14 protein-coding genes are annotated in these 23,817 nt (G+C 41.8%); 10 read left to right on the top strand and 4 right to left on the bottom strand.

Going from position 1 to position 23,817, the window contains the following annotated elements:
- The first annotated feature begins 382 nt into the window (after positions 1–382).
- From FBQ94_RS05060 to FBQ94_RS05035, 6 genes are all read left to right on the top strand, one after another.
- Positions 383–1,783: a hypothetical protein gene (locus FBQ94_RS05060; protein WP_007220989.1), complete on the top strand. Its 1,401-nt coding sequence runs from the start codon at positions 383–385 to the stop codon at positions 1,781–1,783.
- Between the two features lie 231 nt (positions 1,784–2,014).
- Positions 2,015–3,163 carry an eCIS core domain-containing protein gene (locus tag FBQ94_RS05055; protein WP_007220990.1) on the top strand — a complete coding sequence of 383 codons (1,149 nt, stop codon included), beginning with the start codon at positions 2,015–2,017 and terminating at the stop codon, positions 3,161–3,163.
- A 702-nt stretch (positions 3,164–3,865) separates the two neighbouring features.
- A complete protein-coding gene (locus FBQ94_RS05050; RefSeq protein WP_007220991.1) occupies positions 3,866–5,545 on the top strand; it encodes a M35 family metallo-endopeptidase in 1,680 nt (559 codons plus the stop codon).
- A 15-nt stretch (positions 5,546–5,560) separates the two neighbouring features.
- Complete coding sequence (locus FBQ94_RS05045; protein ID WP_007220992.1) at positions 5,561–5,887, top strand: peptidase associated/transthyretin-like domain-containing protein; 327 nt, start codon at positions 5,561–5,563, stop codon at positions 5,885–5,887.
- Positions 5,888–5,899: 12 nt separating this feature from the next.
- A complete protein-coding gene (locus FBQ94_RS05040; protein ID WP_007220993.1) occupies positions 5,900–6,754 on the top strand; it encodes a hypothetical protein in 855 nt (284 codons plus the stop codon).
- 518 nt (positions 6,755–7,272) lie between these two features.
- On the top strand, positions 7,273–11,262 hold the full coding sequence (locus FBQ94_RS05035) for a PAS domain S-box protein (RefSeq protein WP_051006157.1): 3,990 nt from the start codon (positions 7,273–7,275) through the stop codon (positions 11,260–11,262).
- Between the two features lie 462 nt (positions 11,263–11,724).
- On the opposite strand, the gene FBQ94_RS05030 is transcribed toward FBQ94_RS05035, so the two are convergent.
- The 4 genes from FBQ94_RS05030 to FBQ94_RS05015 are packed head-to-tail and all read right to left on the bottom strand — an operon-like array spanning position 11,725 to position 15,265.
- On the bottom strand, positions 11,725–12,681 hold the full coding sequence (locus tag FBQ94_RS05030; protein ID WP_007220997.1) for a transporter: 957 nt from the start codon (positions 12,679–12,681) through the stop codon (positions 11,725–11,727).
- A 41-nt stretch (positions 12,682–12,722) separates the two neighbouring features.
- Positions 12,723–13,511 (bottom strand): sulfite exporter TauE/SafE family protein, encoded by a 789-nt coding sequence (locus tag FBQ94_RS05025; protein ID WP_040543581.1) that lies wholly within the window; start codon positions 13,509–13,511, stop codon positions 12,723–12,725.
- 12 nt (positions 13,512–13,523) lie between these two features.
- The gene (locus FBQ94_RS05020; protein ID WP_007220999.1) at positions 13,524–14,945 is read right to left on the bottom strand and encodes a 4Fe-4S binding protein; all 1,422 of its coding nucleotides are present in this window, start codon (positions 14,943–14,945) and stop codon (positions 13,524–13,526) included.
- Positions 14,942–15,265, bottom strand: a complete 324-nt coding sequence (locus tag FBQ94_RS05015) for a PadR family transcriptional regulator (RefSeq protein ID WP_285442019.1) — start codon at positions 15,263–15,265, stop codon at positions 14,942–14,944. The genes FBQ94_RS05020 and FBQ94_RS05015 overlap by 4 nt, the downstream gene beginning before the upstream one ends.
- A gap of 283 nt (positions 15,266–15,548) precedes the next feature.
- Between FBQ94_RS05015 and FBQ94_RS05010 the strand changes: the two genes are divergently transcribed.
- The 4 genes from FBQ94_RS05010 to FBQ94_RS04995 all read left to right on the top strand — a co-directional run.
- Positions 15,549–16,832, top strand: coding sequence for an argininosuccinate synthase (locus tag FBQ94_RS05010; protein ID WP_007221001.1), 1,284 nt, complete (start codon positions 15,549–15,551; stop codon positions 16,830–16,832).
- 10 nt (positions 16,833–16,842) lie between these two features.
- The gene (locus tag FBQ94_RS05005) at positions 16,843–18,597 is read left to right on the top strand and encodes a B12-binding domain-containing radical SAM protein (RefSeq protein ID WP_040543583.1); all 1,755 of its coding nucleotides are present in this window, start codon (positions 16,843–16,845) and stop codon (positions 18,595–18,597) included.
- A 742-nt stretch (positions 18,598–19,339) separates the two neighbouring features.
- Positions 19,340–22,486 carry a PAS domain S-box protein gene (locus FBQ94_RS05000; protein WP_285442018.1) on the top strand — a complete coding sequence of 1,049 codons (3,147 nt, stop codon included), beginning with the start codon at positions 19,340–19,342 and terminating at the stop codon, positions 22,484–22,486.
- Positions 22,487–22,495: 9 nt separating this feature from the next.
- Positions 22,496–23,817, top strand: a 1,322-nt coding sequence (locus tag FBQ94_RS04995) for a sigma-54-dependent transcriptional regulator (RefSeq protein WP_285442017.1), incomplete at its 3' end; no start/stop codon positions are given.

Raw genomic sequence — 23,817 nt, 5'->3', positions numbered from 1 at the left:
ATATGAAGGTGTTAAAGTATCTTGCAAAAAATATTTTGATATTTTTTGCAAAAATTGTAGCGCCGATTCCTTGTGATCGGCATTTTGGTGGGGGATAAACCACCCACGCTCCATATTCCGACTCGTTCGGGTTAGGTATTTGTTTTGTATAAATCAAATATGAGGTAATTATTATATCACAAAGAATTGAAGACATCGTGGACAATATTTTGAAACTTCTGCTTTATGGAAAAATTGACAGTAACATGCGGAAACCCGGTTATTGGGAGTTCAGAATTGACTGAATTTTCCTTGCCTAGCGGAAGAAATTGGGATGGTTGATTTCGTGTAGGTGAATCCATTAAATGGAACTCATGAAGTGCCTCAGTCAGGAGAATAAGCTATGCAGCAGTTATCTGATATATTATTTGATGATCTGAGATCAAATAAAACGAAGATGAACCGTCTTTTCGGAGCAGGTCTCCTGTTTGCTCTAATTGCCCATTTCTATGTAGTGGAGCCTTATTTTGAATATAAAAAGCAAGAGCCTAGATTAAAAAAATCATTAGACAATAAGAAAATAAAATTTGATCAATTATCAGGTCAGTCTGAACACATTACAAAACTAAGCCAGGATATCAAGACAAATCAGGCTAATATTAAAGACAAGATAAAGAATTTTCCCCAACATCTGAGAGGGATATTGTCAGATATTTGGAAGGTCTTTCTTTCTGAGTCATCTCCTGACACCTCTAACCGATCAACACACACCCAGCCTCTGGCGCCTGTACAACAATCAACTAATATCCAGGGAACTGCCAAAGAAAGAGAAAAACTGGAAAATGATTCGAATATGCCCTTTCCTGTTCAGCAATCAATGCAAATTCAGCAGTCCAGCTTTATAAAAATCGGGGATTTTTTCTTACCGTCTGATATTACTACATTTAATGATGGTGTACATTGGTATATTGAGACATGGTTTAATAATTTGCTCAATGAAATTAGGGAAGGAATCGAGGAACCAATCAAGCAGGCAAAAATAACATCAGATATGGTTGGAAATATTGATCTGCAAGATATAACCAAACAAGGAATTGAAAATATTCAAAAGTATATAGATAGAGTCGAAAAAGAAAACCCGAATTTTTGGCGGAGTTATTCGGGGCCAAGGGGTAAGTTAGATGTAGCGCAAGAGCTTCAAAATGAAGTAAAAAAGTCATTTGGATCGCTGGAGGAGAAGGTTTATATCCTCGTTGAAAGGCTAAAAGAAGCTGTAAAAGTGCAAAAAGAAGAATTGGATAAGATAAATAACGATATGGCGAAATTGCAAGATAGCAAGAAAGAACTAGACTCAAGACTTAGTTTGTTAGAATCGCCGTTTGGCCGGATTCCTGCGGATCTTCCAGATCTCATCAAGTTATTTCCTGTTCTTATGGCAGGCTTGATTGTGACTGTTACGGTTACTCTTCAAAAGAGCAAGAGTTTATATTCAGTACTTTGGGAGGAATATAAAAAGAATACTAGCAAGGTTGATTTAAAATTATTTCAGAGACAGGCAGATTGCTGGTATCTGCCACCTTACCCGAGCCTTTTTCATCCTATAGTATTAGTAATTCTCATCGCTATCATTATAGGCATTTTCGTTCGTGCTTGTTTCCTTGTCATCTCAGAACCTGAATTATTTACTTCATTGACTGGCGAAGCCCAGTCTTTCAGAAAGAATCTATTTATAGATACCTATATAGCCGGAGCCTTGGCTATCCTTGGTTGCTTATGGTTTATTGGGAAGATATTTAAGAGGTAATTGCTTACCGTATGGGAGCGAAAAGAGCACAACTGAAAATGATTATAACAACCATGTATGAACGATGCAGATCAAATTAAGGAGGAGCCTTTTTAGTCACTCCGGAAAGATATAAACCCTAAGGAAAGAAATACTATCAGGAAGGACTAAATGAGGGAACAATAATCAGGAGTGTTTCTCTGTAAGTTGTCTATAGATTTATAAAATCTCATGAGTAAAAGGAGTGATCGTATGTCCTTAGCCATTGCCAAAAAACTATCTCCGGGTACGGTATACAAAAAAAGGCATGATGGTGTGCATAGTGATTTGAACAGATTACCTATCAGCCACCGCAATCTTCAGGTCTCAACCATACAATGCAAGTCGAACTGTCCTTGCGGTGGAGGGTGTCCGCGTTGCAAGAACAATCACATGATCCAGGCTAAACTCAAGATCAACGAGCCTGGAGATACATACGAGCAGGAAGCGGACCGAATAGCGGAGACTGTGGTTGAATCCAAAACCTCTCCCCTGTTACAGCGAAAGTGTGCCTGTGCAAAGGGTACACCATGCCCTGAGTGTGAGGAAGAGAAAAAAGCGCTGATTCAGCGCAAGACCGCACAGGCTTCTGACATAACGGGTACATCCTTTCCCGATAATTTTCTTCAGAATCCTGGTTCGGGGCAGCCATTAGACCCGATTAATCGCGCCTTTTTTGAACACCACTTTGGCTATGACTTCAGTCATGTCCGTATCCACACTAACAATCAGGCCTCTGAATCAGCGCGAGCGGTGAACGCGCTGGCCTATACCGTTGGGCAGGATGTGGTCTTTGGCATGGGACAGTATGCACCGGCTACCAAGGCCGGAAAGAAGCTGCTGGGCCATGAGCTGGCGCACGTCGTGCAGCAAGGAGGGAAGTCGTTTGAGATCAACAATGCGCACGCCGCCAAGTGTGTGCAGCGGGCAGTAATCGGGGAAGTCACTGCAACCGGCGCCGGGACCAAAGAGTCTGAAGACCTGTGTGCGGGTTGGTTTAGTGATCATGAAAGTACGAGTAAGCGGGCGGCGGAATATTATGTCAGAACCGAGTTGCAGGGGGATCGTGGTGTTGTTGAGAAAATAGAATGCGATCTCTTCAATCCCGACACCGGAGCGTTTGCGTGCACAGTGCATTTCACCGATGGCACTCCAATCAGGGTCATCGTGCGCAGAGACGCGATCATCGTTGGTGTTTATCCGCTTCAGACCATGCACCCGCCACCCGACAGGCCGTTGTGCTGGTACGACTACAAGTGCCCGGGGCCTGATCGCGATTTGGTTCTGACCAAACGCAAGTGTCAGACATCGAAACCCGCGCAAGGTGCACCATCCCAGAAAGTGTACGGACCGGAACCGTGAGCACATTTTCTAACTCCACGTGAATCCACCATTGCATCGTAATGACATTGTGTGGTAGGGTAAACCCCATATGCATCAAGCTAAGGATTTCTGTGTTCATGAGCTTCATGAGTAACTCGTTCCCAAACTCTGTGTTTGGGAACGCAATTGCCTCGAAACTCTGTTTCGAGTAAGAATAGGTCTCAACCCTGTCCCTTCTGAGGAATCATACGATCAGGTACTTCTGAGTTCGGGAAACAGAGTTTCCCGTACAAGTATGTTCCCAAACAGAGTTTGGGAACAAGCCAATAAGCTACTAAAGCTTAGCTTGATGCATATGGGGGATTAGGGGGGAATATGGACATACATTGCTCTTTTCCCAAAGGGATACCTCTTTTTTATGGAACACTATTCTTCGCTTGATTGCAGAGGAATTTTCATTGTATGTAAGCGGTTTTCGGGGTGGCACGGACAAACGATCCCTACAGGGACATGGTTTGTCCGTGTAGGGTTTAACTTGTCATTGCGAGGGTAGTGTCCGAAGCAATCTCTTGAATAGTTGAGAAAAGATTGCTTCGGGAAAAAACCCCTCGCAATGACACAGATGAATACGAATGAAAAACGTGTTGAAGAGATTGTTTTCTTCGTGTAAACTCATGTTCATGAGTAGCTCGTTATATTTTGCCAATGTATAAAATGGTATGGAAAGGAGAAAAGCGTTGTATGTCTTTAACCCTTGCCAAAAAGCCATCTCTGGATAATGTTTGTAAACAAAAATATGGTATTATACGGGGCGCCTCGAAGCATCATCAATCTATTCTCAATACTTTGCCTGCATCAGTCACACAACGCAAACCGGGTTGTCCCTGCGGCGGAGGTTGTCCGCGCTGCAAGAACAATCTCGCTGTCCGGCCTAAGCTTAAGATTAATGAACCAGGGGATACCTATGAGCAGGAAGTGAGCCGGATAGCTGAACGGACGATACGGATGCCGGACAATACAGCCGTATCAGACAAAAGACTCCTGGCTCATGAGTTAGTACCTGTGGTGCAGCAGAGGAATGGAACGGCAATACAAAGGGAAAAGGATCCGAAAGAGCCTGAGATCGATGAAACAAGATCCTATTCACCGGGCAAAATGGCCGAACGATACCGGGAACTTCCGCCGACGGATCGCGCTGAAATAGATAAAGAGGCAAACAGAATCTTCACAGAACAGACGGGGATTACCCGTAAGCTGGATCCTGAAGATCCGGCTGACAGCCCGTTGATAGGGAAATGGCTGCGTATACGGGATACTGTGGTGGCAAACTATCATTCGAGCCTGGAGTTCCTGGCATTGCGCAGGTATCCGGGCTGTTGGGCAGGGCAGAATTTTTATCTCGATCTTGCCCAATCCAGGGCTCCCCGGTGGGTTTACCATACGATCCGTGATCTGGAAGATCTCCTCCGCCCTCAGGAAACTATTACCATAGCTGAAAGTACTCTCAATCGGTTCTTTAAGCATCCTGCCGGTGCTAAGGGTGCTATAGGTGGACGGCATAAGCCCGAACTGATTCAGAAGATCATTGATAGATTAAGGAAAATGGCAAAGGCGCTGGACAACCCGAAATTATTCCGATGTGTTTCACGGAAAAAATGCGGTGAAGAGAATGCCGATAAAGATCCGAACGCATTCGCATATGCGGGGGCAGGCACGATAATTTCAATATGCCCCACTTTCTTCAATCAATCATTGACTGAACAGATAAGTACACTCATTCATGAGTCGGCCCACCATATCGGGTTAATGAAAAATGTAATCGCCAGGGATGCAGTTATAAAACTGAGTCTAAGTCAGGCTCTCACCAACGCTGAATCGTATGCGCTCCTGGTGATTGAAAATTTTGAAGGTCCGCCTTTGCCGCCATCTCCTGAACCTCCGGCACCGCTTACAGAAAAGTGGAGTCTGGCTTATATGTCCTCGGAAGTGTATTTCAGCGAGCCCGTAAAGGGTCTTTTCTACGAGGGCAAGGGCCGTCGGAAATACTTATCGGATACAAATCCCATCTTTGCAGCCCCGCTCTTTGAAAACAAGCCAATCCGTTTTGCTGGTCAGATCCGATTCTATGTCGATACGGAAGATATGCCGCTGCCTCCCACCGAGGCGATACCCAAGACCTCTGTTCAAATCCTCTTTACCGATGAAAAGGATCTGACGAGTGGAAGATACGTGCATAACGATCCAAAGCCGGAATACAGGGAACCCGGGCTTCCGCTTCTCGTATCGTTTTCTCCAGATTTTGATTTTACCGAAACGAAAAATGGTAAATTGAGATTTACCTTCTGGCTGAGTGGGATGGATCTTTACGCCCTATACGATGATACGGTGTATGTTAAACCAAATAGCAAGAGTGAATTTTAAGGAGGTGTTGAGAAATTGGATAGAGAAATGAAGGCGCTGATTTTAGGATGGATAGTTGTATTTTTATTTTGTAACGTTGCCTCGGCAGGCGCTCTGTATGGAAGGATAATCCAGGAGAACGGAAAACCTCTGGCCAAAACCAAGGTAACGATCGAGAGTAAAGAACTCATAACAAATGAATTTGGAGGTTATAGAGTTGGGCTGGCAGACGGAGAATATGAGCTAAACGTGGAAATACATGGTACGTCCTTCTCTTCTGAGCGCATAAAAATTTTCTCCCCTGAAACAGAGCAGAATTGGAGAATAGATCATAAAGGAAACAGATTGATAAAAATACGGTAAAGAGACGACATAATGGAGAAGAAAAATAAATCAATCACTTGGGTAGACGCTGTAGCTAAAATCTTGCCTGGTATTGGCGCCATTATAGCAGGTGTTTTTATTCCCCTGGTAATTCACATCAATGCGGAAAGGAACAGGAGTAACCAACTCTATGCAGAGATTGTAAGCAAGAGAGAGGTGGCCGATAGCGAGCTAAGGGCAAGAATGTTCGAAAACCTTATTACTGTTTTTTCTGGCAACTCTTCACATCAAAAATCAAACGGTGAAAAAATTAACTTACTCCATCTTTTGGCCTTAAATTTTCATGAGTCTTTTAATCTTAAACCGCTATTTGAAGGATTAGAATCTGAACTTAGTGATAAGGAAAGGGAGAGGTTAAGAGGTATTGCTAAAGAGATAGGGAAAAAGCAGGAAGCAATGCTCTCGCAGATACAAGAGGGAATGTTCTTTGTGAAGACTTTATACGAAGGTACTGAATACGGAATAATGGTACCTCCGGAAACAGAGGCGGCTTACAGAGGTCATCGCCTGGGTATCGAGGTTACCGAGATTAGCGAAAATAATGATTATGCAAAGCTTCATGTGTGGGATATACCGGATATAGTACAAGAAAACGCTCATATAGGAAAAATTGCTGATGTTGAATTTAGTTTGAGCGATTATGATATGCCATTTGTTGATAATACAAAACTCTTTAATAATGCCCGGTTTGCCATTACTTTACATAAGATTGCTGTCGATGAAAAGGGGAAGAAGGCGGTTACTATAGATATTATCTTCTTCCCTGAAACCTATATGAATAGCAGGGACAGGCCATATTTAGACGAGATGTTAGAGCAATTAAGGAAGAGGACAAAAGGGATGTAGCTAACACGTGATGTTGTCATCCACCGGAAGCTATAGATAACTTAAGGAGAAATGTTCCATTGTTATTCTTTCCCTATGTACGTTACATTAGGTTGGGTTTTAAAAGATAAAACCCAACGACTTTTTCTTTTTACCCACCCCTCAATCCCATATGCATCAAGCTAAGCATTGATATAGGTAAAACACCAAAACTTCCTCTCTAACAAGAAGGGATCAAGGGGTGTGGAGATGGAGGAAATACCATACACATCCCTTAATCCCCCTTGGTCCCCCTTTAGAAAAGGGGGAAAATAGAGAAATTCCCCTTTTCTAAAGGGGGAAACAGGGGGATTAGAGAGGAAAAATGGACACACAGCCTCTTTTCTTAGAGAATAATACTCTTAGCTTGAAATTGTCTTATTTATATTTCTCTATAAATTTGTTACACTTTAGATTCATTGTCATTTATGAATTGATTGTTGAAATATTTAACTTTAGTCATAAAATCTAAACGATTCAATGCCAGAGAATTTTTGAAAATGAGTGTATTCCAATCTATTAAAGGAAAATTCCTTACCTTCGTGCTCTGTATTTCCCTCATACCTTTTATCATAGTCACAACCCTATATTACCTTCATGCAAGAAATATCCTGAAATATAAAACTTTAGAGGAATTGAGAACGATTGCAGAGGCAAAAAGACTCAATGTAGTATCTTTAATGGAGAAATTAAAGATACGTACCGTGGATTTCAGTTCTGATGGGTTTATAAGAAATACTTGTGAGACAATTATCAGGATTGAAGATTCTCAACAGGATGGAGAAATAAAAAGATTAAACCGCTATCTTTTAAAACATAAAATACCAATATATCAACATCTGAAAGCGATAATTATTACTGATACGTATGGAAAGGTTATCTCATCTACTCAGGAAAATTTGGTTGGAGATACTATTTCTCATGATGGCATATATTTAAAAGTAGCGGGTAAGGATTTTGGTGAGGTATATGTTTCCCAGCCACGATACTATCCTTATCTTAATGCGAATTGCATATCTGTTTCTGCTTCAGTTATTTCTATCCATGACGCCCATTCACTTGGTGTTATTATTAATGTCTATTCTCTTTCAGCCCTCAATGAGATTACAGCCGACCGTACCGGAATGGGAAAGACGGGCGAAGTGTATTTAATTAACAAAGATAAAATTATGCTTACAGAGTCAAGATTTATCGATAATGCACCATTGAAACAGGTAGTGGATACAGAGCCAGTTCGCAGGATTATCGAGGATGGTAAAGAAGTGGTTGGTGTGTATAAAGATTATAGAGGTAGGTTTGTTGTTGGTGCCTTAATGAGTATACCTGATTATGATTGGATACTTTTCTCAGAGATAGATAAAGCTGAAATCTTTGGGCCATTAAGGGGATTAGGATCTATTGCATTAATATTAGGCATAAGTAGTTTTTGTGTAATAACGAGTATGGGCATTATCTTTGTCGTCTCAATAGTAAAGCCTATCAATAAATTAATCTATGTTACAAAAAGATTTGCAAGAGGTGATTTGGATTATCGGGTAGAGGTAATTGGCAAGGATGAAGTTGGCGAGTTAGCCAATAGCTTTAATATTATGGCTGAGGGGCTTGCAAGGGAAATTGCAGGGCATAAGAGTGCAGAGGAAGCGCTGAAGGAGTCAGAGCAAAAATTTAGGGCCATTTTTGATAATGCGACAGATGGGATACTTTTAGCAGATATTGAGACAAGACAATTCTTTCTTGGTAATAAAGCGATTTGTCACATATTGGGTTACAGTCATGACGAGATCAGGGATTTAAAAGTTATAGACATCCATCCCGGGAAGGACCTCCCTTCTGTTATAGAAAAGTTTGAAAAACAAATAAAAGGGGAGATTGTATTAGCCGAGGATATCCCCGTAAAAAGAAAGGATGGCAGCGTTTTTTATGCTGACATTAGTTCCGCTAATATAATCCTTGGTGGAAAAGCATATCTCATAGGGATTTTTAGAGATATTACTGAGCGCAAACGTATAGAGGATGAATTAAAGGAATTTAATAAGATTCTTGAACAGCATGTAGCAGAAAGGACATCGGCGCTAAAAAAGGTAAATGAAGAATTGCAAAGAGAAATTACTGAGCATAAGCGGGCTGAGGAAATGTTACAGAAAAGCAATGCCAGTCTTGCCAATGCACAAAGAATTGCACATCTGGGAAATTTTGAATGGGATGTTGTAAAAAACAAAGTGTTTGGATCTGATGAATTCTATCGCATCTGTGGCTTGACACCTCAGACACTACAAGAATTTGCCGGAACATATGAATCATTCATAAATTTTGTTCATCCCGATGATAAAGAATTTGTGGAAAAGACTGTTTATGAAGCTTTGCATGAGAAAAAGCCTTTCAATATTGACTTCCGTATCATTTTGGAAAGTGATACTGAGCGTATTGTTCATGTACAGGCCGAGGTTATTTTTGATACTACGGGAAAAGCGATCCAAATAAATGGAACAGCGCAAGACATTACAGAGCTCAAGCGGTTAGAGGAAGAACTTCGCAAGATATCAAATGCCGTTGAACAAAGTGCAAGTCTTATTGTAATTACCGATAACAAGGGCAACATCGAGTATGTAAACCCTAAATTTACTCAAATGACAGGTTATGCCCTTAAGGAAGTCATGGGAAAGAACCCACGTATTTTAAAATCCGGCAAAACGCTTCCTGGAGAATACAAACGGTTATGGACCACGATTACCTCCGGTGGTGAATGGCGGGGAGAATTTATGAACAAGGGAAAGAATGGTGAACTCTATTGTGAACTTGCATCCATTTCTCCCGTTAAAAACTCGAAAGGTATCATTACCCATTTCGTTGCTGTTAAGGAAGATATTACCGAACGGAAACGGATGGAAGAAGAATTAAGGATACTGAACAGATCCCTGGAGCAACGCGTAGCCGAACGAACGGCAGGGCTAAAGAAAGCATGTCATAAGTTACACTTAGAAGTTTTGGAACGTAAACAAGCAGAAAGCTCTTTGCGGAAAAGCGAAGCCAGACTTGCTAACGCTCAACGAATTGCCCATTTAGGAAATTGGGAATGGAATATCGTGAAAAACGAATTATGGTGGTCTGACGAGATATACCGTATCTTCGGTTTGATTCCACAGACATTCGGTGTGACATACGAAGCATTTTTGGATTCTGTTCATCCCGACGACCGGGAATTGGTAAAAAGATCTGTTAACGAGGCTTTATATCAGAAAAAGCCATACCGTATTGATCATCGTATCATTTTACCAGGCGGCTCTATGCGTATCGTACACGAAGAGGCAGAAGTAATTTTTGATGATACTGGCAGGGCAATTCAGATGAATGGGACGGTCCATGATATTACAGAACGTAAACAGGCAGAAGAGACATTGCGGATGAGTGAGCATAAATATCGATTGCTTCTTGAGAATCTTCCCCAAAGGATATTTTATAAAGATAAGAATTCAATATATATGTCCTGTAATGAAAATTTAGCCAGGGATTTACGTATCAAACCAGATGAAATCACCGGGAAGACGGATTATGACTTTTACCCTAAAGAGCTTGCTGAAAAATACCGGGCAAGTGATAAGAGGGTTATTGAATCAGGGCAAACGAAGGATAGAGAAGAGGAATATATCAAAGATGGACAGGAAATGATTATTCATATCGTTAAAACTCCTATCAGAGATGAAAAAGGTACGATCATCGGTGTCTTGGGTATTTTCTGGGATGTTACGGAAAAAGTAGCTTTACAAATGGAGGCTATACGCAATAGACACCTGGTGGCATTGGGAGTGTTAGCAACCGGTGTAGGTCATGAAATTAACAACCCTATGACGGGTATTATTAATTGCGCCCAAATATTGTTTAATAAAAGTAAAGAGGGAAGCAAGGAAAGAGATATTGCTCATCGGATTATCAAAGAGGGTGATCGTGTCGTTAACATAGTCCATAGTCTCCTTTCTCTTGATAGCTCCGGAGATGGAAAAGAGGAAAAAAGTATTGTCAGGATTCAAGAAGTGCTATCAGACACCCTTATTTTGATAGAGGCACAATTACGAAAAGAGGGTATCAAGGTAAAATCGGATATATCCCCAAACCTATCGAGAATATCTGCATATCTACGGCAGATCCAACAGGTTTTTTTGAATATCATAAGCAATGCACGATATGCCCTGAATGAAAAATATCCGGAAGCACACGATGATAAAATCCTTGAAATCCTGGGTGAAGAGATACTTATAGATAATCACCCCTATGTGAAAATTACGTTTTGTGATCACGGTACTGGTATACCTGCCAATATAATTCATAAAGTTTTAGATCCCTTTTTTACTACAAAACCCAGACACAAAGCAACCGGGCTAGGTTTAAGCATTAGTCACAGCATTATCAGAGATCATGGTGGTAAAATTTTGATTGAAAGTATTGAAGGAGAATTTACTAAGGTTATTGTAGTTCTCCCTGGTATTCAGAAATAATCGGGATTAAGAACCATTTTCGTAATTACTCACCATAAGATGCAAATCCGATCCGGAGGCTGTCCGAAAAGATTATCTTTTACGGTCATTGAGAACAAGCCGAAGCCCGAAGCAAAGGAAAAGAGACGTAATCCCCCTTAGTTCCCCTTTAGAAAAGGGGGAAAAATGTATAAGTGTTGAGAAAAGAGGAAAATGAGGGTATTTTTTTTGTTTAGGAAGGAGGAAAGGGGATGAACAATCCCCTGCTTCCCCTTTGGTAATACTTCCCAAGTTCCCTTTTCTAAAACACTCATATATTTCCCTCTTTTCTCAACTACTCGCATGCCTCCCCCTTTTCTAAAGGGGGATCAAGGGGGATTACGATTCTTCAGTCACTCCTCCTTCGTAATGATATGATGTTCCCTTTTTGGATAACCCTTATAATCCAACAGTATTTTGAGTAACTACCTTAAATACTTTTTCTCAGAAGTCCTTTAACACGCTAAACCAAATTCTGCTGTCAAATTCATCCTGCCCAATTACGGGAAATTCTATTCCTGGCATGAGCCAGAATTCGTGCCCGAGGTTCCATCGAACACCGGGAAGAATGCTTACTACCGTAGTATCATCGTCAGTTCCCACATCCGAACTTCCGTTCAGTTCGACAAATAAGGTAAGATTGCCAAAGAATGGCGCATCTTTTGGTGTAATGGTTTTGGTCAAGGCAGTACCATAGACAACTGTGGTATCCGGGTCATCGTCTGTTTTCCCCCCTGCCGGAATATCAAGCCCGAAGAATCCATGAAAGGCAAAACGTCTGCCAAGATCTCTCCACATACCAACACCGGGACTGATGGTAGTCATACCACTTCCTAATCCAAGATCCTCATCTCCGGTCGGAAATTTTACATCCAATATAGATAGAAATGTCGTGTTCCGTGTCTCAAGAAGCATTACTCTGGTTATAAGTGAGGTATCGCCAATGCCACTATGATCGTTACCGTTGTTGGGGGATAGTGATACTATGGTTGGCTCAATTTCCAGTAAAAGCCTTCGGCTGATTGGCATTTCAAACTCAAACTCCCATTCGTGCTCATCAATCTTACCTCTGTCACCGTTATTCGTGAACGAGTAGTTCATACGCACCTCACGCTCAAAGACCGTGGCAGGAATCTTAAGGAGTCTGAAACGAGGGGCCTGGTCTGGCGCCTGTTTGGGTTCTTCCCATTGACCAAATTTCCAACCTTCGGAAAAGAAGTTTGAAAGGGTGAGATCCGGTTTTTTCTCAGAAAATTCTTCAGCCTGGAGGAGAGTAAAAAGTAAAATGGCGAAAAGGATATAGCAGAATAGCGTGCATATACAAATAAGAAATCTGTGATGAAGCGATACAATCTTCCCGTAACTCTTTTTCGTCCAAATTCCTGTTCGTGTCTGTTTCACTGAAACGCTCCTTTCGCTCTTGTTCTATCAATAATCATAGATCATATCAATCCAACTGCCATCGCTAACGATACGAGAAGCAAGAGTAGTCCAACGATGATTTGGATGGTACGCATGGTAATTTTTTTGATCAGGCGCGAGCCAATAAACGATCCTAAAAATGCTGTTAAGGTAGCAGCCGTAACTAATCCAATCCCTATCTGGTCCTGAAGTACAGCAAGATTTTTTGAGAAGAAGGTAACTCCATAGACCATGAGACGGGCTATATCCACTATCACAGCAGAAACAACTGATGTTCCAATAAAAGACTCTTTTTTCAATCCTGCTCTGATCAAAAAAGCGGAACGCAGGGCACCTTGTTGGCCTGACAGTCCACCAAAGAATCCGGAAAGTGCCCCGCCGAGGGGAATATACCTCGGATGAAATCCAAGTTTTTCAAAATGTGGACTGAGTTCTAAGATTGCAAAAATTGCCAAAAGAGTGGCAATCACCAGTTTTACGGCTGTAATGGTGAAGGTTTTTCCCGCAAGCTTGTATTCTGCAATGGGTTGAATATTCGCAAAATAGTTTAACAGGAATGCCCCTATAATGGCCATAATTGAGGCGGGGAGAGCAAACTTCAGCACTGTTTTAAAATCTGCCATGTTACCAACGAGTGCTAATTTGAAGAAATTATTCGCCAGATGAACGATGGCAGTTGTTGCAATGGCAATTTCTATAGGGAAAAAAATCGCAAAGGCCGGCATCAGAAGGGTACCTAATCCAAAGCCAGAAAAAAGTGTTAAAGCAGAAACGATAAGTGCTACCGTGCAAATGATGAAATAGGCCATGTATATCCCTTTCTACTGAAAGAATCCCCATCCTGTGACAAGAAAAATAAAGAGGCTAGCTAACGCACATTTTGATACGAGACGCTGATGATATGTTTCTGGATTAGCAAGGTACGCTTCGCGTATGCTAAAATATACTCCTGTAATAATAAGTACTATCCCAATAACGGAAACAAAAGGCATGGATAGCATGGGTAGAGGCTGTGAAATGGTTTTCGAGGTTATTCCTGAAACAGTCTTGATGCCAAAGGGGTCTTTTAATGCATAGGGAAGGAACCCTAGCCATGATGTAAACTTTGCCAATCCTTTGGCCATATGTCCCGTTGAGACAATGACTATAAGCGGGAGTGCTAAAAGGCGCCAGGATTTTATTATAGATAAAGATGCAGTATTACTATTCGGCAAAGTTAGTATACCAAGGACAAGCCATAATGCTAATGGATAGATACCTAACATCCAAAGCCCTTCTATCCAACCTTCGATTGAGAAGAGCTTGAGGTGTTCTGTAAAATGTCTGGGAAGCCAGAGAAAAACGGATTGTGCAGTACTCCATTCACTGCATAACTCGCCCGTTACAAATCCGGAAATCATCATAATAAAAATAGTGACCGGCCATGATGCTAACGGCTCACGGGCGTCAGCCGGATGAAATGGACGACGCAGAACCAACTGCATATTGTCAGGCTTGCATGATTTTATACACTGACCGCAGACAAGACAATCACGGTTGCTGTTTAGTTTCGGTGGATTTAACAGACTTGGACAGCTTCGTCCATAAAATTTGTTCCGGTTGCACGCCATGATGCAATCTTTACCTGTACAGGCAGTGCAAATCTGGTCCGACCCGGCACGTACCGCCAGCATTCCACCCCGCCCATAGGTGCTCAATAAGAGCCCAATCGGACAGAAGCCGCGGCAAAATGAGCGATCTTTGAAAAAGAAGCCAACGATTCCAGCTATTACCAGCAAGCTCCACAAAAATAACGATGTATAAGCCGGGACACGATGCAAGTGCACACCAGCAATAAAAAGCTGGATAAGGGCGTAGATACCCAGAATTAACACACCTGATCTCAACCATTTACCCAGAACAAATTGCCTTACGCCGAGTATTCGCGCAAGTCGTTCGGTTCCCTGAGCAACAAGCTCAGGCGGACATACCATGCACCAGATACGGCCAAAGAGCACTGCTCCCCATACCATAGAAGGCCACCATAATCCCCAAACCATCAGATTAGTAATATGAGCCTTGGCGTAGAGTTTATCATTTACCCCTTTCGGAGCAAAACATCCCCAACCAATAATTGCAAGGGATATAAATACCGCAAGCATAACGAACTGAAAAATATAGGGAAATCCAGGCCATAAGATCATTGCCCGAATTGGCCGTATTTTTAATATATTAAATCCTTGATAATCAAAACTGTTTCTCATGTTCCTTCCACAACTTCTTTATATAATTCCCTCAACTTGACCTTCGCCTCGTTAAGCAGTCTTATCCCGTTACGGGTAATCTTGTAATATTTCCGCTGCTTGTGCTGAACAGTCCTGCACTCGCAAGTCAAAAGACCTGCCTGCTGCATTTTTGCCAATGTTGGGTAAAGCGTACCCGGACTAAGCTTGTATCCATGTCTTCCCAATTCCTCGATCAAACCAATACCAAAGATATCTTCTTTTGAGGCATGGTATAGGATATGCATTTTTATGAATGCGAGATGAATGTCTCGTAACATGGCAGAATTAATATTGTTCATAGATATCGATATATGATATCTTGATCCGATAGTGTTGTCAATTGAAATTATATTTTTGTAAAGGGGAATCAAGGGGGATTACTCTGGTGAGAGTTTACAAAAGACATCCTGGATTGCACAAGATAAAACTATCTGAGAGATGTATCAAGAAAAAGAGTCTTGTGGCGAATCATTTCATAATGAAAATCATTTGATTATTACTTCCTGTCTGATATAATTTCATTTTGAAATGGTCGTTTTCAAATCTAAGAATACTTAATAAACGTTCTGGAGATTTATACCCATGTCTGAGCAACGAAAAAAGGTGGTATTGGCCTATTCAGGTGGTCTTGATACCTCTGTGGCAATTAAATGGATTCCCGAAAAATACCATATGGATGTTATTACGGTAACTATTGATCTGGGCGCGGTAAAGGATCTGGATGCCATTCGGGAAAAGGCGCTAAAAATCGGGGCTAAAAAGGCGATTGTGATTGACGCAAAGGATACCTTTGTTAAATATTTCATATTTCCCGCTCTGCAGGCAGGGGCATTATATGAAGGGGTTTATCCTCTGGCAACGGCTCTCGGCAGGCCGCTTATTGCGAAATTATTGGCAGATGTAGCACTTGAAGAAAATGCAGATGCTGTGGCTCACGGTTGCACCGGGAAGGGAAACGACCAGGTGCGATTAGATGTATCTTTACAGGTCTTGAATCCCCGGTTACAGATTATTGCACCGGTAAGGGAGTGGAAGATGACCCGTGATGAGGAGATCCGATATGCCGAGGAACATAATATCCCCGTGGAAGCAAAGATTAAAAGCCCCTATAGTACGGATGAGAATCTTTGGGGAAGAAGTATCGAGTGTGGTGTCCTGGAAGATCCATGGGTAGAACCGCCAGAGGAGGTTTACAAATGGACGAAGAATGCAAAAGACGCTCCTGACGAATCCGAGTATATTGAGATTGAGTTTGCAAGGGGTATTCCCATAGCAATTAACGATGAGGAGATGGACGGTGTTGCCCTGATTAATACGTTAAATGCATGGGGAGGGAAGCACGGCGTTGGCCGCATTGATCATTTGGAGAACCGGCTTGTAGGCATCAAGTCCAGAGAGATTTACGAATCTCCTGCTGCTATGATATTGCATACGGCACATAAGGCGCTGGAAGGTATGATTATGACAAAAGATGCCCTGAGATTTAAGGATATAATATCTGCCCAGTACGCGGATTTAATTTATAACGGGTTGTGGTTTTCTGCCTTTCATCAGGATCTCGTGGCTTATGTGCTGAGTAATCAACGCCTGATGAACGGGACGATCCGTATGAGGTTATCAAAAGGGACCTGCACGGTAGTGGGGCGTAAATCACCGCTATCCCTGTATAATGAAAAGTTAGCTACTTATCAGAAAGAAGACACCTTTGATCATAGTGCATCTCTTGGATTTATCAAGATATACGGGTTGCCTGTGAAGATACAGGCACAAAAGCAAATGGATATCCTTGCAGGCAGAGAGGCGTTACATCTGGATTCGATTATGCCGCCGAAGGTGAAATCGATACATAAGTCCGGAGGCGAATAAACGTGAAATAATGAGAGTGTTGTTACTATTTCCCCCATCCTGGCATCCTTCTCAGCCGTATCTGAGTTTACCGTCACTAACTGCCTTTTTAAGGCAACAGGGCGTTCACGATGTTGTCCAGCGGGATTTGAATATCGAGTTGCTGGATATACTCCTCACCAAAAAAACCTGTAGTGAATTTTATCAAAAGATTATCGGCGCCTTACGGCGTATGGATAATTCATGGGGGACGCCCCGGCGGAGCGCCTCTGCGAATTGGCAAGAAAAATATCAGGCATTGGCTCATGCATCGGAAGTTATTCCTGCGATAATTGATAAGATAGAGCCTGCGAAAAATACGTTGAGATCCGAAGGTTTTTATAATCTTGAGCGGTATATGGAAAGTGTTCACATTATCAATGAATCCCTCAGTCTCATGTCTGCCTTGTACTATCCCTCTTCACTGACTGCGCTCAGCAATGATATGCGGTATTCGGTATATTCTTCACAAGAAATTTTTCGGGCGCTGGGTGATGAAGAGGAAAATATATTCCTCAATCTGTATAAGGATCACATTCTTTCTTCCATCATCGATTTTCCTCCCGATCTGCTGGGTATTTCCATTACCAGCACTTCACAGATCATACCTGGATTAACCCTTGCAAAATTACTCAGGGATCGGAATAAAGAAATCTACATTACGATAGGGGGGAGTGTTTTTACCAAGCTCATTGAAAACCTGAAAAAGATAGATAGCATGTTCTCGGTTGTAGACAGCTTTATTGTTTTTGAGGGTGAGCATGCCTTGCTGAGGCTTGTAGAACAAGTGGACGGCAAGCGGGATTTCCGGAAAGTGCCTAATCTGGTGTATCGGGAAAACAACATTACGAGGATCAATGAGCCATTTTATGCAGAAGATTTGAATGCGTTGCCTACGCCTGACTTTGATGGTCTTCCCTTAAAACTGTATCATGCCCCTGAGTCTGTTTTACCGGTACAAACATCGAGGGGGTGTTACTACCGGAAATGTGCCTTTTGCAATTTACATCTGGACCACAGGAATTTCCGGTTGCGTCGGACTGAATTGCTGATGGAAGATATCCGTACACTTTCACATAAGTATCATACGCCGTATTTCTTCTTTACGGATGAGTCCGTTCCTATGAATCAATTGCGGGAGATATCACAAAATCTTCTGGAGAGCCGGCAGAACATCAAGTGGATGGCAGGGGTAAGGTTTGAGAATGCCCTCGATAGTGATTTATTGGGGAAGATGGCGAAGTCAGGATGTCAAAAGCTGGTGTTTGGTCTGGAATCGTATAATCAGAGGGTACTGGATTTGATGAAAAAGGGGATTAAGACCGATGTGGTGAAAAACATATTGAATGCCTGTTTAGAAGCGGGCATATCATTTCATCTCTATATTATCATCGGATTTCCGACAGAAACCGGGAAAGAGGCGCAAGAGACGCTTGATTTTGTGCTCACCAAAGAATATCTGGCTTCAACAGGTTTTTCCTGCTTGCCATCTCTTTTTGGAATGGAGAAGGATTCTCCTGTTACTCATAATCCTGAGAAATATGGACTGAGGAGCTTGATGGCTCCCGGGAGTGAGGATTTGGGATTGGGCTATTTTTATGAAGTAGATCAGGGGATGTCTCCGGAAGAGGCCGAAAGAATGTACCATTATGTGATACGTCAGTTGAGCGAAAAGTTATGTCCATTTCCCTATAACTATTCTTTACCCGATGGGCTGCTCTATCTTACCCATAAAGCAGGGATTTGATTGATTCAAGGTATCATATACTGAGTCGGGGACATATCTAGTACAGTGTCAAGATAATTTATGATACTACGGCTGGCTCAATCTTCCACGATTGAATCGGGACGTTGAGTATTTCTCTCAGATAGTATCTTGTCATTGCGAGGGTAGTGTCCGAAACAATCTCTTGAATAGTTCAGAAAAGAGATTGCTTCGGGAAAAAACCCCTCGCAATGACAAGATAATACCTGAGAGGTTATCCCAAAACCTCAATTTAGTATCTGGAATCATGTGAGACATAGTAGGTATAAGGAGAGAATTTTTCATACTCTGTAAGCCGATTCCTGGGGTGGCACTGACAAACTTTGTTTGTCAGTGTTTTGTAATCCATATCCATGTACGCAGGTAAATAAGCACGGACAAACGAAGTTTGTCCGTGCCACCCGGTCTGGGGAGTTATCTAGAAACCTCATTGTTAGTATTTAGAATCATTTGAAGATAGAGAGGTTCCCGTACAGAAATAGGTTTTGGGATAGCTTCTGGAGAAATGCTCAACGTCCCGATTCAATCGTGGACAATTGAGGCAGCCTCAGTATCATGAATCATCTTGATAGTGTACCAAGGATGGAAAAGTTTGAAATAAAAAGGCTATTTTCTGGCTCATGTAATTTCATAAGCCACTGTGCCGAATTGTTATCATAGGAAAATATTCTTGTTAAAATCGATTAAGTACAAATTAATACTGATCTTTTTATTGTGTTCGTTTATGCCATTATTGTTGCTGCGTTTTATGGCATTTCCCAAGGCACAGAAAGATTTGGAAGAGGCTTTAATAAGAAACCTGGAAGGGGTGAAACAAAAGCAGGCAGAAATTTTAAAAATGTGGTTTCATGAGCGAAGACACGATGCAAAGATCATCAGCAGGAACATTTCTGCCATGCTGGGAAAGAATAGTAACGATAAGGGGGATGATTTCCGGAAACTCTACGATTATATGGAGATGCTGAGAGCAGAGTATGGATACAAAGGCATATCTATTACCTTGCGGGACGGAATCATACTCGCAGCTACGGAAAAGGAATGGGTTGGTTCCAATATTGTAAGGTATGATTATTGCAGAGAAGCCCTGAACGGAACTGTTTTTATATCCAGGATTCAGCTTTTTGCTCAGCCGGGAAGTAAGAATAAGGATAGTAATAGTGGCGTCCCAACGATATTTATCTCTGCTCCGCTTGCAGATTCCAATAGCGTTACCATAGGAGCGGTCATTCTCCGGATGGATACAGCATCTCTCAGTGACATCATGAGAAGTGCAGAATTGGGGAAAACAGGGGAAACTTTTCTTATCAACAGAGAAGGATACATGCTGACAGAATCAAGATTTGCAGACGAGTTAAAAAAGACAGATCTGATTCAGCGAAGAACTTCATTGGAGTTAAGAATAGCGAATCCCCATACAGGGATGCTTACCGATGGAGCTCAGAAATGCCTGAGTTGTAACGACGGATATGATGCAGAAGGTTATATAAATTACGATGGTAAGAAGGTTTTGGGCGCGTGGTGCTGGATTCCGGAATATGATTGTGGCTTACTTGCGCAAATTGATATTCACGAAGGATACGGAGCGGCTTACAATTTAAAGAAATTTGTTCTTTCAACCCTTTTGGTATTAGCGCTTCCCCTGATACTGATTTCATTTTACTTTGGTAAAAGGATTTCAGCCCCTATTTTCAATATAACAGAAGTAACGAAAAAGATTGCGAGTGGCGATCTGGGACAGCGGGTAAAAGTCAGCAGCAAAAAGGATGAGATTAATGAACTGGCAAAGGCATTTAATGCGATGGCAGGCTCGCTTGAAGAAAAAACGATAAAATTAAGGAATTACACAACTGATCTTGAAAATACCGTAAAAGAGAGAACCCTTGAACTTCAGGAGACAACAAACTTTTTGAATAGCATTCTGGCTGGCTCTACGGAATATTCGATTATTGCTGAAGATTTACAGGGTAATATTCTTGCATTCAATGAAGGGGCGAGTCTTATTTATGGCTATAAACCGGAGGAAATGATTGGGATAGCCAATGTAAGAATCCTTCATACGGATGAGGACGTGAAATCGGGAAAAGTAGACTATATCTTAGAGGCAGCACGTAAAACGGGTAGATATGAGGGGGAAGTGATGAGAAAGAGAAAGAATGGCGATGTCTTTCCCGTTCATGTAACTTTTACCTTACGGCGTGATGAGATGGGGCATCCTATCGGATTTGTCGTAATATCGAAGGATATTACGAAAGAAAAACTGGTGGCACTGGAAAAGGAGATTATCAATAACATCAATAAGACGATTGCTTCTGGTTTACATATTAAAGGAATTTATACAAACGTTTATCATGAGCTAAAACGTATCATTGATTTTACCTGGTTAGGGGTGACGTGTTCTAACGATGGGGCAGAAGTTACGGAGGATTCTCATATTGTTCATGGAGTGCTATCTCCTGTAGACTGGTTAAACAGGAATCCATATCCGTTCGATACAACGGCGCAAGGTATTGCTGTGAAGACAGGTATGCCTGTTTTTGTTCCGGATACGATTGGGAGTACGTATCTGATCGATCAGGAATTATCCCAAAAGGGTATCCGCTCTTACGTATGTGTTCCTTTAAAATCAAAGGGAATTACTATCGGAACCATTACGTTGGGAAGCAGAAAGAAAGGCGCTTTTACGGAAATACACTTGAGTTTATTACATCAAATTACTCCACAATTAGCTATTGCCATAGAAAATGCCAGGCTGTTCATATTCATAAAGGAATCAGAGAAGAAATACAGAGATCTTGTGGAGAATGCGCCGGAAATGATCCATGAGATTGGTCCCGAAGGGAAATTTATTAATGTAAATAAAACAGAATTAAACAAATTAGGATACTCCCTTCAGGAAATGATGCAGATGACGCTTGAGGATATTGTCCCAAATGAACAGAAAGAAGAAATAAAAAGATATATGAAACGGATGGTTGAAACCGGAAGTGGTGAATTGGAGACGGTGTTTTTAACGAAAACAGGGAAAGAAATTAACGTCGAGATTAATGGGACAGGTCTTTATAATAACAAGACGAAAGAATATATTTGCACACGGGCGTTTGTACGGGATATTACCGAAAGGAAAAATATGGAGGAACAGGTGCGCCGGTCAGAAAAACTTGCCTCAATGGGCGAACTGGCTGCGGCAATTGCGCATGAGATTCGGAATCCGCTGGGTGCGATATGCAATTCTGTAGGAATTTTGGATGCTCACTTAAGAGTGACAGGTCAGGATAAGGATCTCCTGGAGATGATTGTGGAACAATCAGAGAGGCTGGACAGGATTATCAGTGATTTTTTAACCTTTGCCCATCCCCGGGAGCCTTCCTTTTCCCTGCAAAATATTCGGGAAGTAATTAAGAATACTATTTTTCTGTTAGAGCAGGATAGCCGGTATACAGATCAGGTAGAAATAAAGGAGATTTATGAGAGCGTATTACCGAAAGTTTATCTTGATACCGATCTGATTCATCAGGTATTTTGGAATTTATTGATCAATTCCTTAGATGCTATGCCACAAGGCGGGCAGATCAGGATAATGGTGAGAAAAACAACCTTATTTTTGCGGGATGCAGTGGAAATTATCATATCAGATACGGGAGGAGGCATACCATCTCATGAATTGGATAAAATATTTGAGCCTTTCTATACTACAAAATCGGAAGGAACAGGGTTGGGTCTTTCTGTCGTTCAACGTATTATTGATGATCATGGCGGAACGATAGATGTGAAAAGCAAAGAAAGCAAGGGGACGACCTTTTCTATTAAGCTGCCTGTTGGCCCTATGGGGAACGGAAAAGAGAAAATTAAAAACAATCTTTTAATGGGATGAAAAAAAATTATGGAAGATGGTAAAATCCTTGTAGTTGAAGATCAGGATGCCATGAGAGAATCCCTTATAATAGCATTCAGAGACGAGGGGTATCAGGTTGAAGGCGCTTCGAGCGGAGAAGAGGCTATTCAAAAATTATGTGGCCATACTGTGTATGACCTTGTTATCACCGATCTGAAGATGAAAAAAGTAGATGGCCTGGAAGTGCTCAAGACGGTGAAGACTGCAAATCCTTCCACAGAAGTAGTGCTTATTACTGCTTATGGCACCATTAGTACTGCGGTGCAAGCGATTCGGGACGGTGCATACGACTATGTGACGAAACCTTTTCGTCATCAGGAGATCCTCAGGGTTGCAAAAAAGGCAATTGAGAAAAAAAGCCTGAAGGACAGAGTGAGGTACCTTGAAGGGGAAATTCGGGAGAAATATAAATTTGAGGGTATTGTAGGTAATTCCCCTGCAATGCTGGAGGTGTTAAAAATAACCTCACATATATGCCGTACCGAGAGTACGGTTCTGGTGACCGGCGAGAGCGGGACGGGAAAAGAGTTGATTGCAAAGGCAATTCATTATAATAGTTCACGAAAAGAAGGTCCATTTGTAGTGATAAATTGTGGTGCATTACCTGAGAATCTGCAGGAAAGTGAGTTATTTGGACACGTGAAGGGTGCTTTTACCGGAGCTATTCGGGATAAAATAGGATTGTTTCAGCAAGCCCAAAAAGGGACGATTCTGCTGGATGAGGTTGGCGAGACTTCCCCTTCTACCCAAGTTAAGCTCTTGCGGTTCCTTCAAGACGGGGAGATTCGCCTTGTTGGCGGAAATAAATCGATGTATGTGGATGCCCGGATCATTGCGGCCACGAATGAGAATTTGGAGCAAGCTGTCGAATCGGGAAGGTTTAGAAAAGATCTGTTTTATAGAATTAATGTGATACGCATTCATCTTCCACCTCTGAGGGAACGAAGGGAAGATATTCCGCTTCTGGTGGAGTATTTTTTAGAAAAAATTTTAGAAAAACAGAAAAAGGGAAAAAGGGAGTTATCGAAAGAGGCGATGTATGCGTTAGCGAATTATGATTGGCCTGGTAATATCAGGGAACTTCAGAATATGCTGGAAAGGGCAGTTGCATTATCGAAAGATGAAACAATACATATCCATGAGCTTTTACTGCCACAAAAAGAATTCGATAGTATTGCCATAAACCCTCTGGAGAATGAAAAGAGAAAGTCATTCATTGTAACAACCCTTGCAGAGCAAGAAAAAAATGCCATTATTGAAGCCCTGAATAAATATAGCGGTAATCAAACAAAAGTTGCTCAGATACTTGG

Source organism: Candidatus Jettenia sp. AMX1 (assembly GCF_030263775.1).
GTDB classification, from domain to species: Bacteria; Planctomycetota; Brocadiia; order Brocadiales; family Brocadiaceae; genus Jettenia; species Jettenia caeni.
The sequence above is the reverse complement of the archived record's forward strand: the minus strand, read 5'-3'. Positions and strand labels throughout refer to the sequence as shown.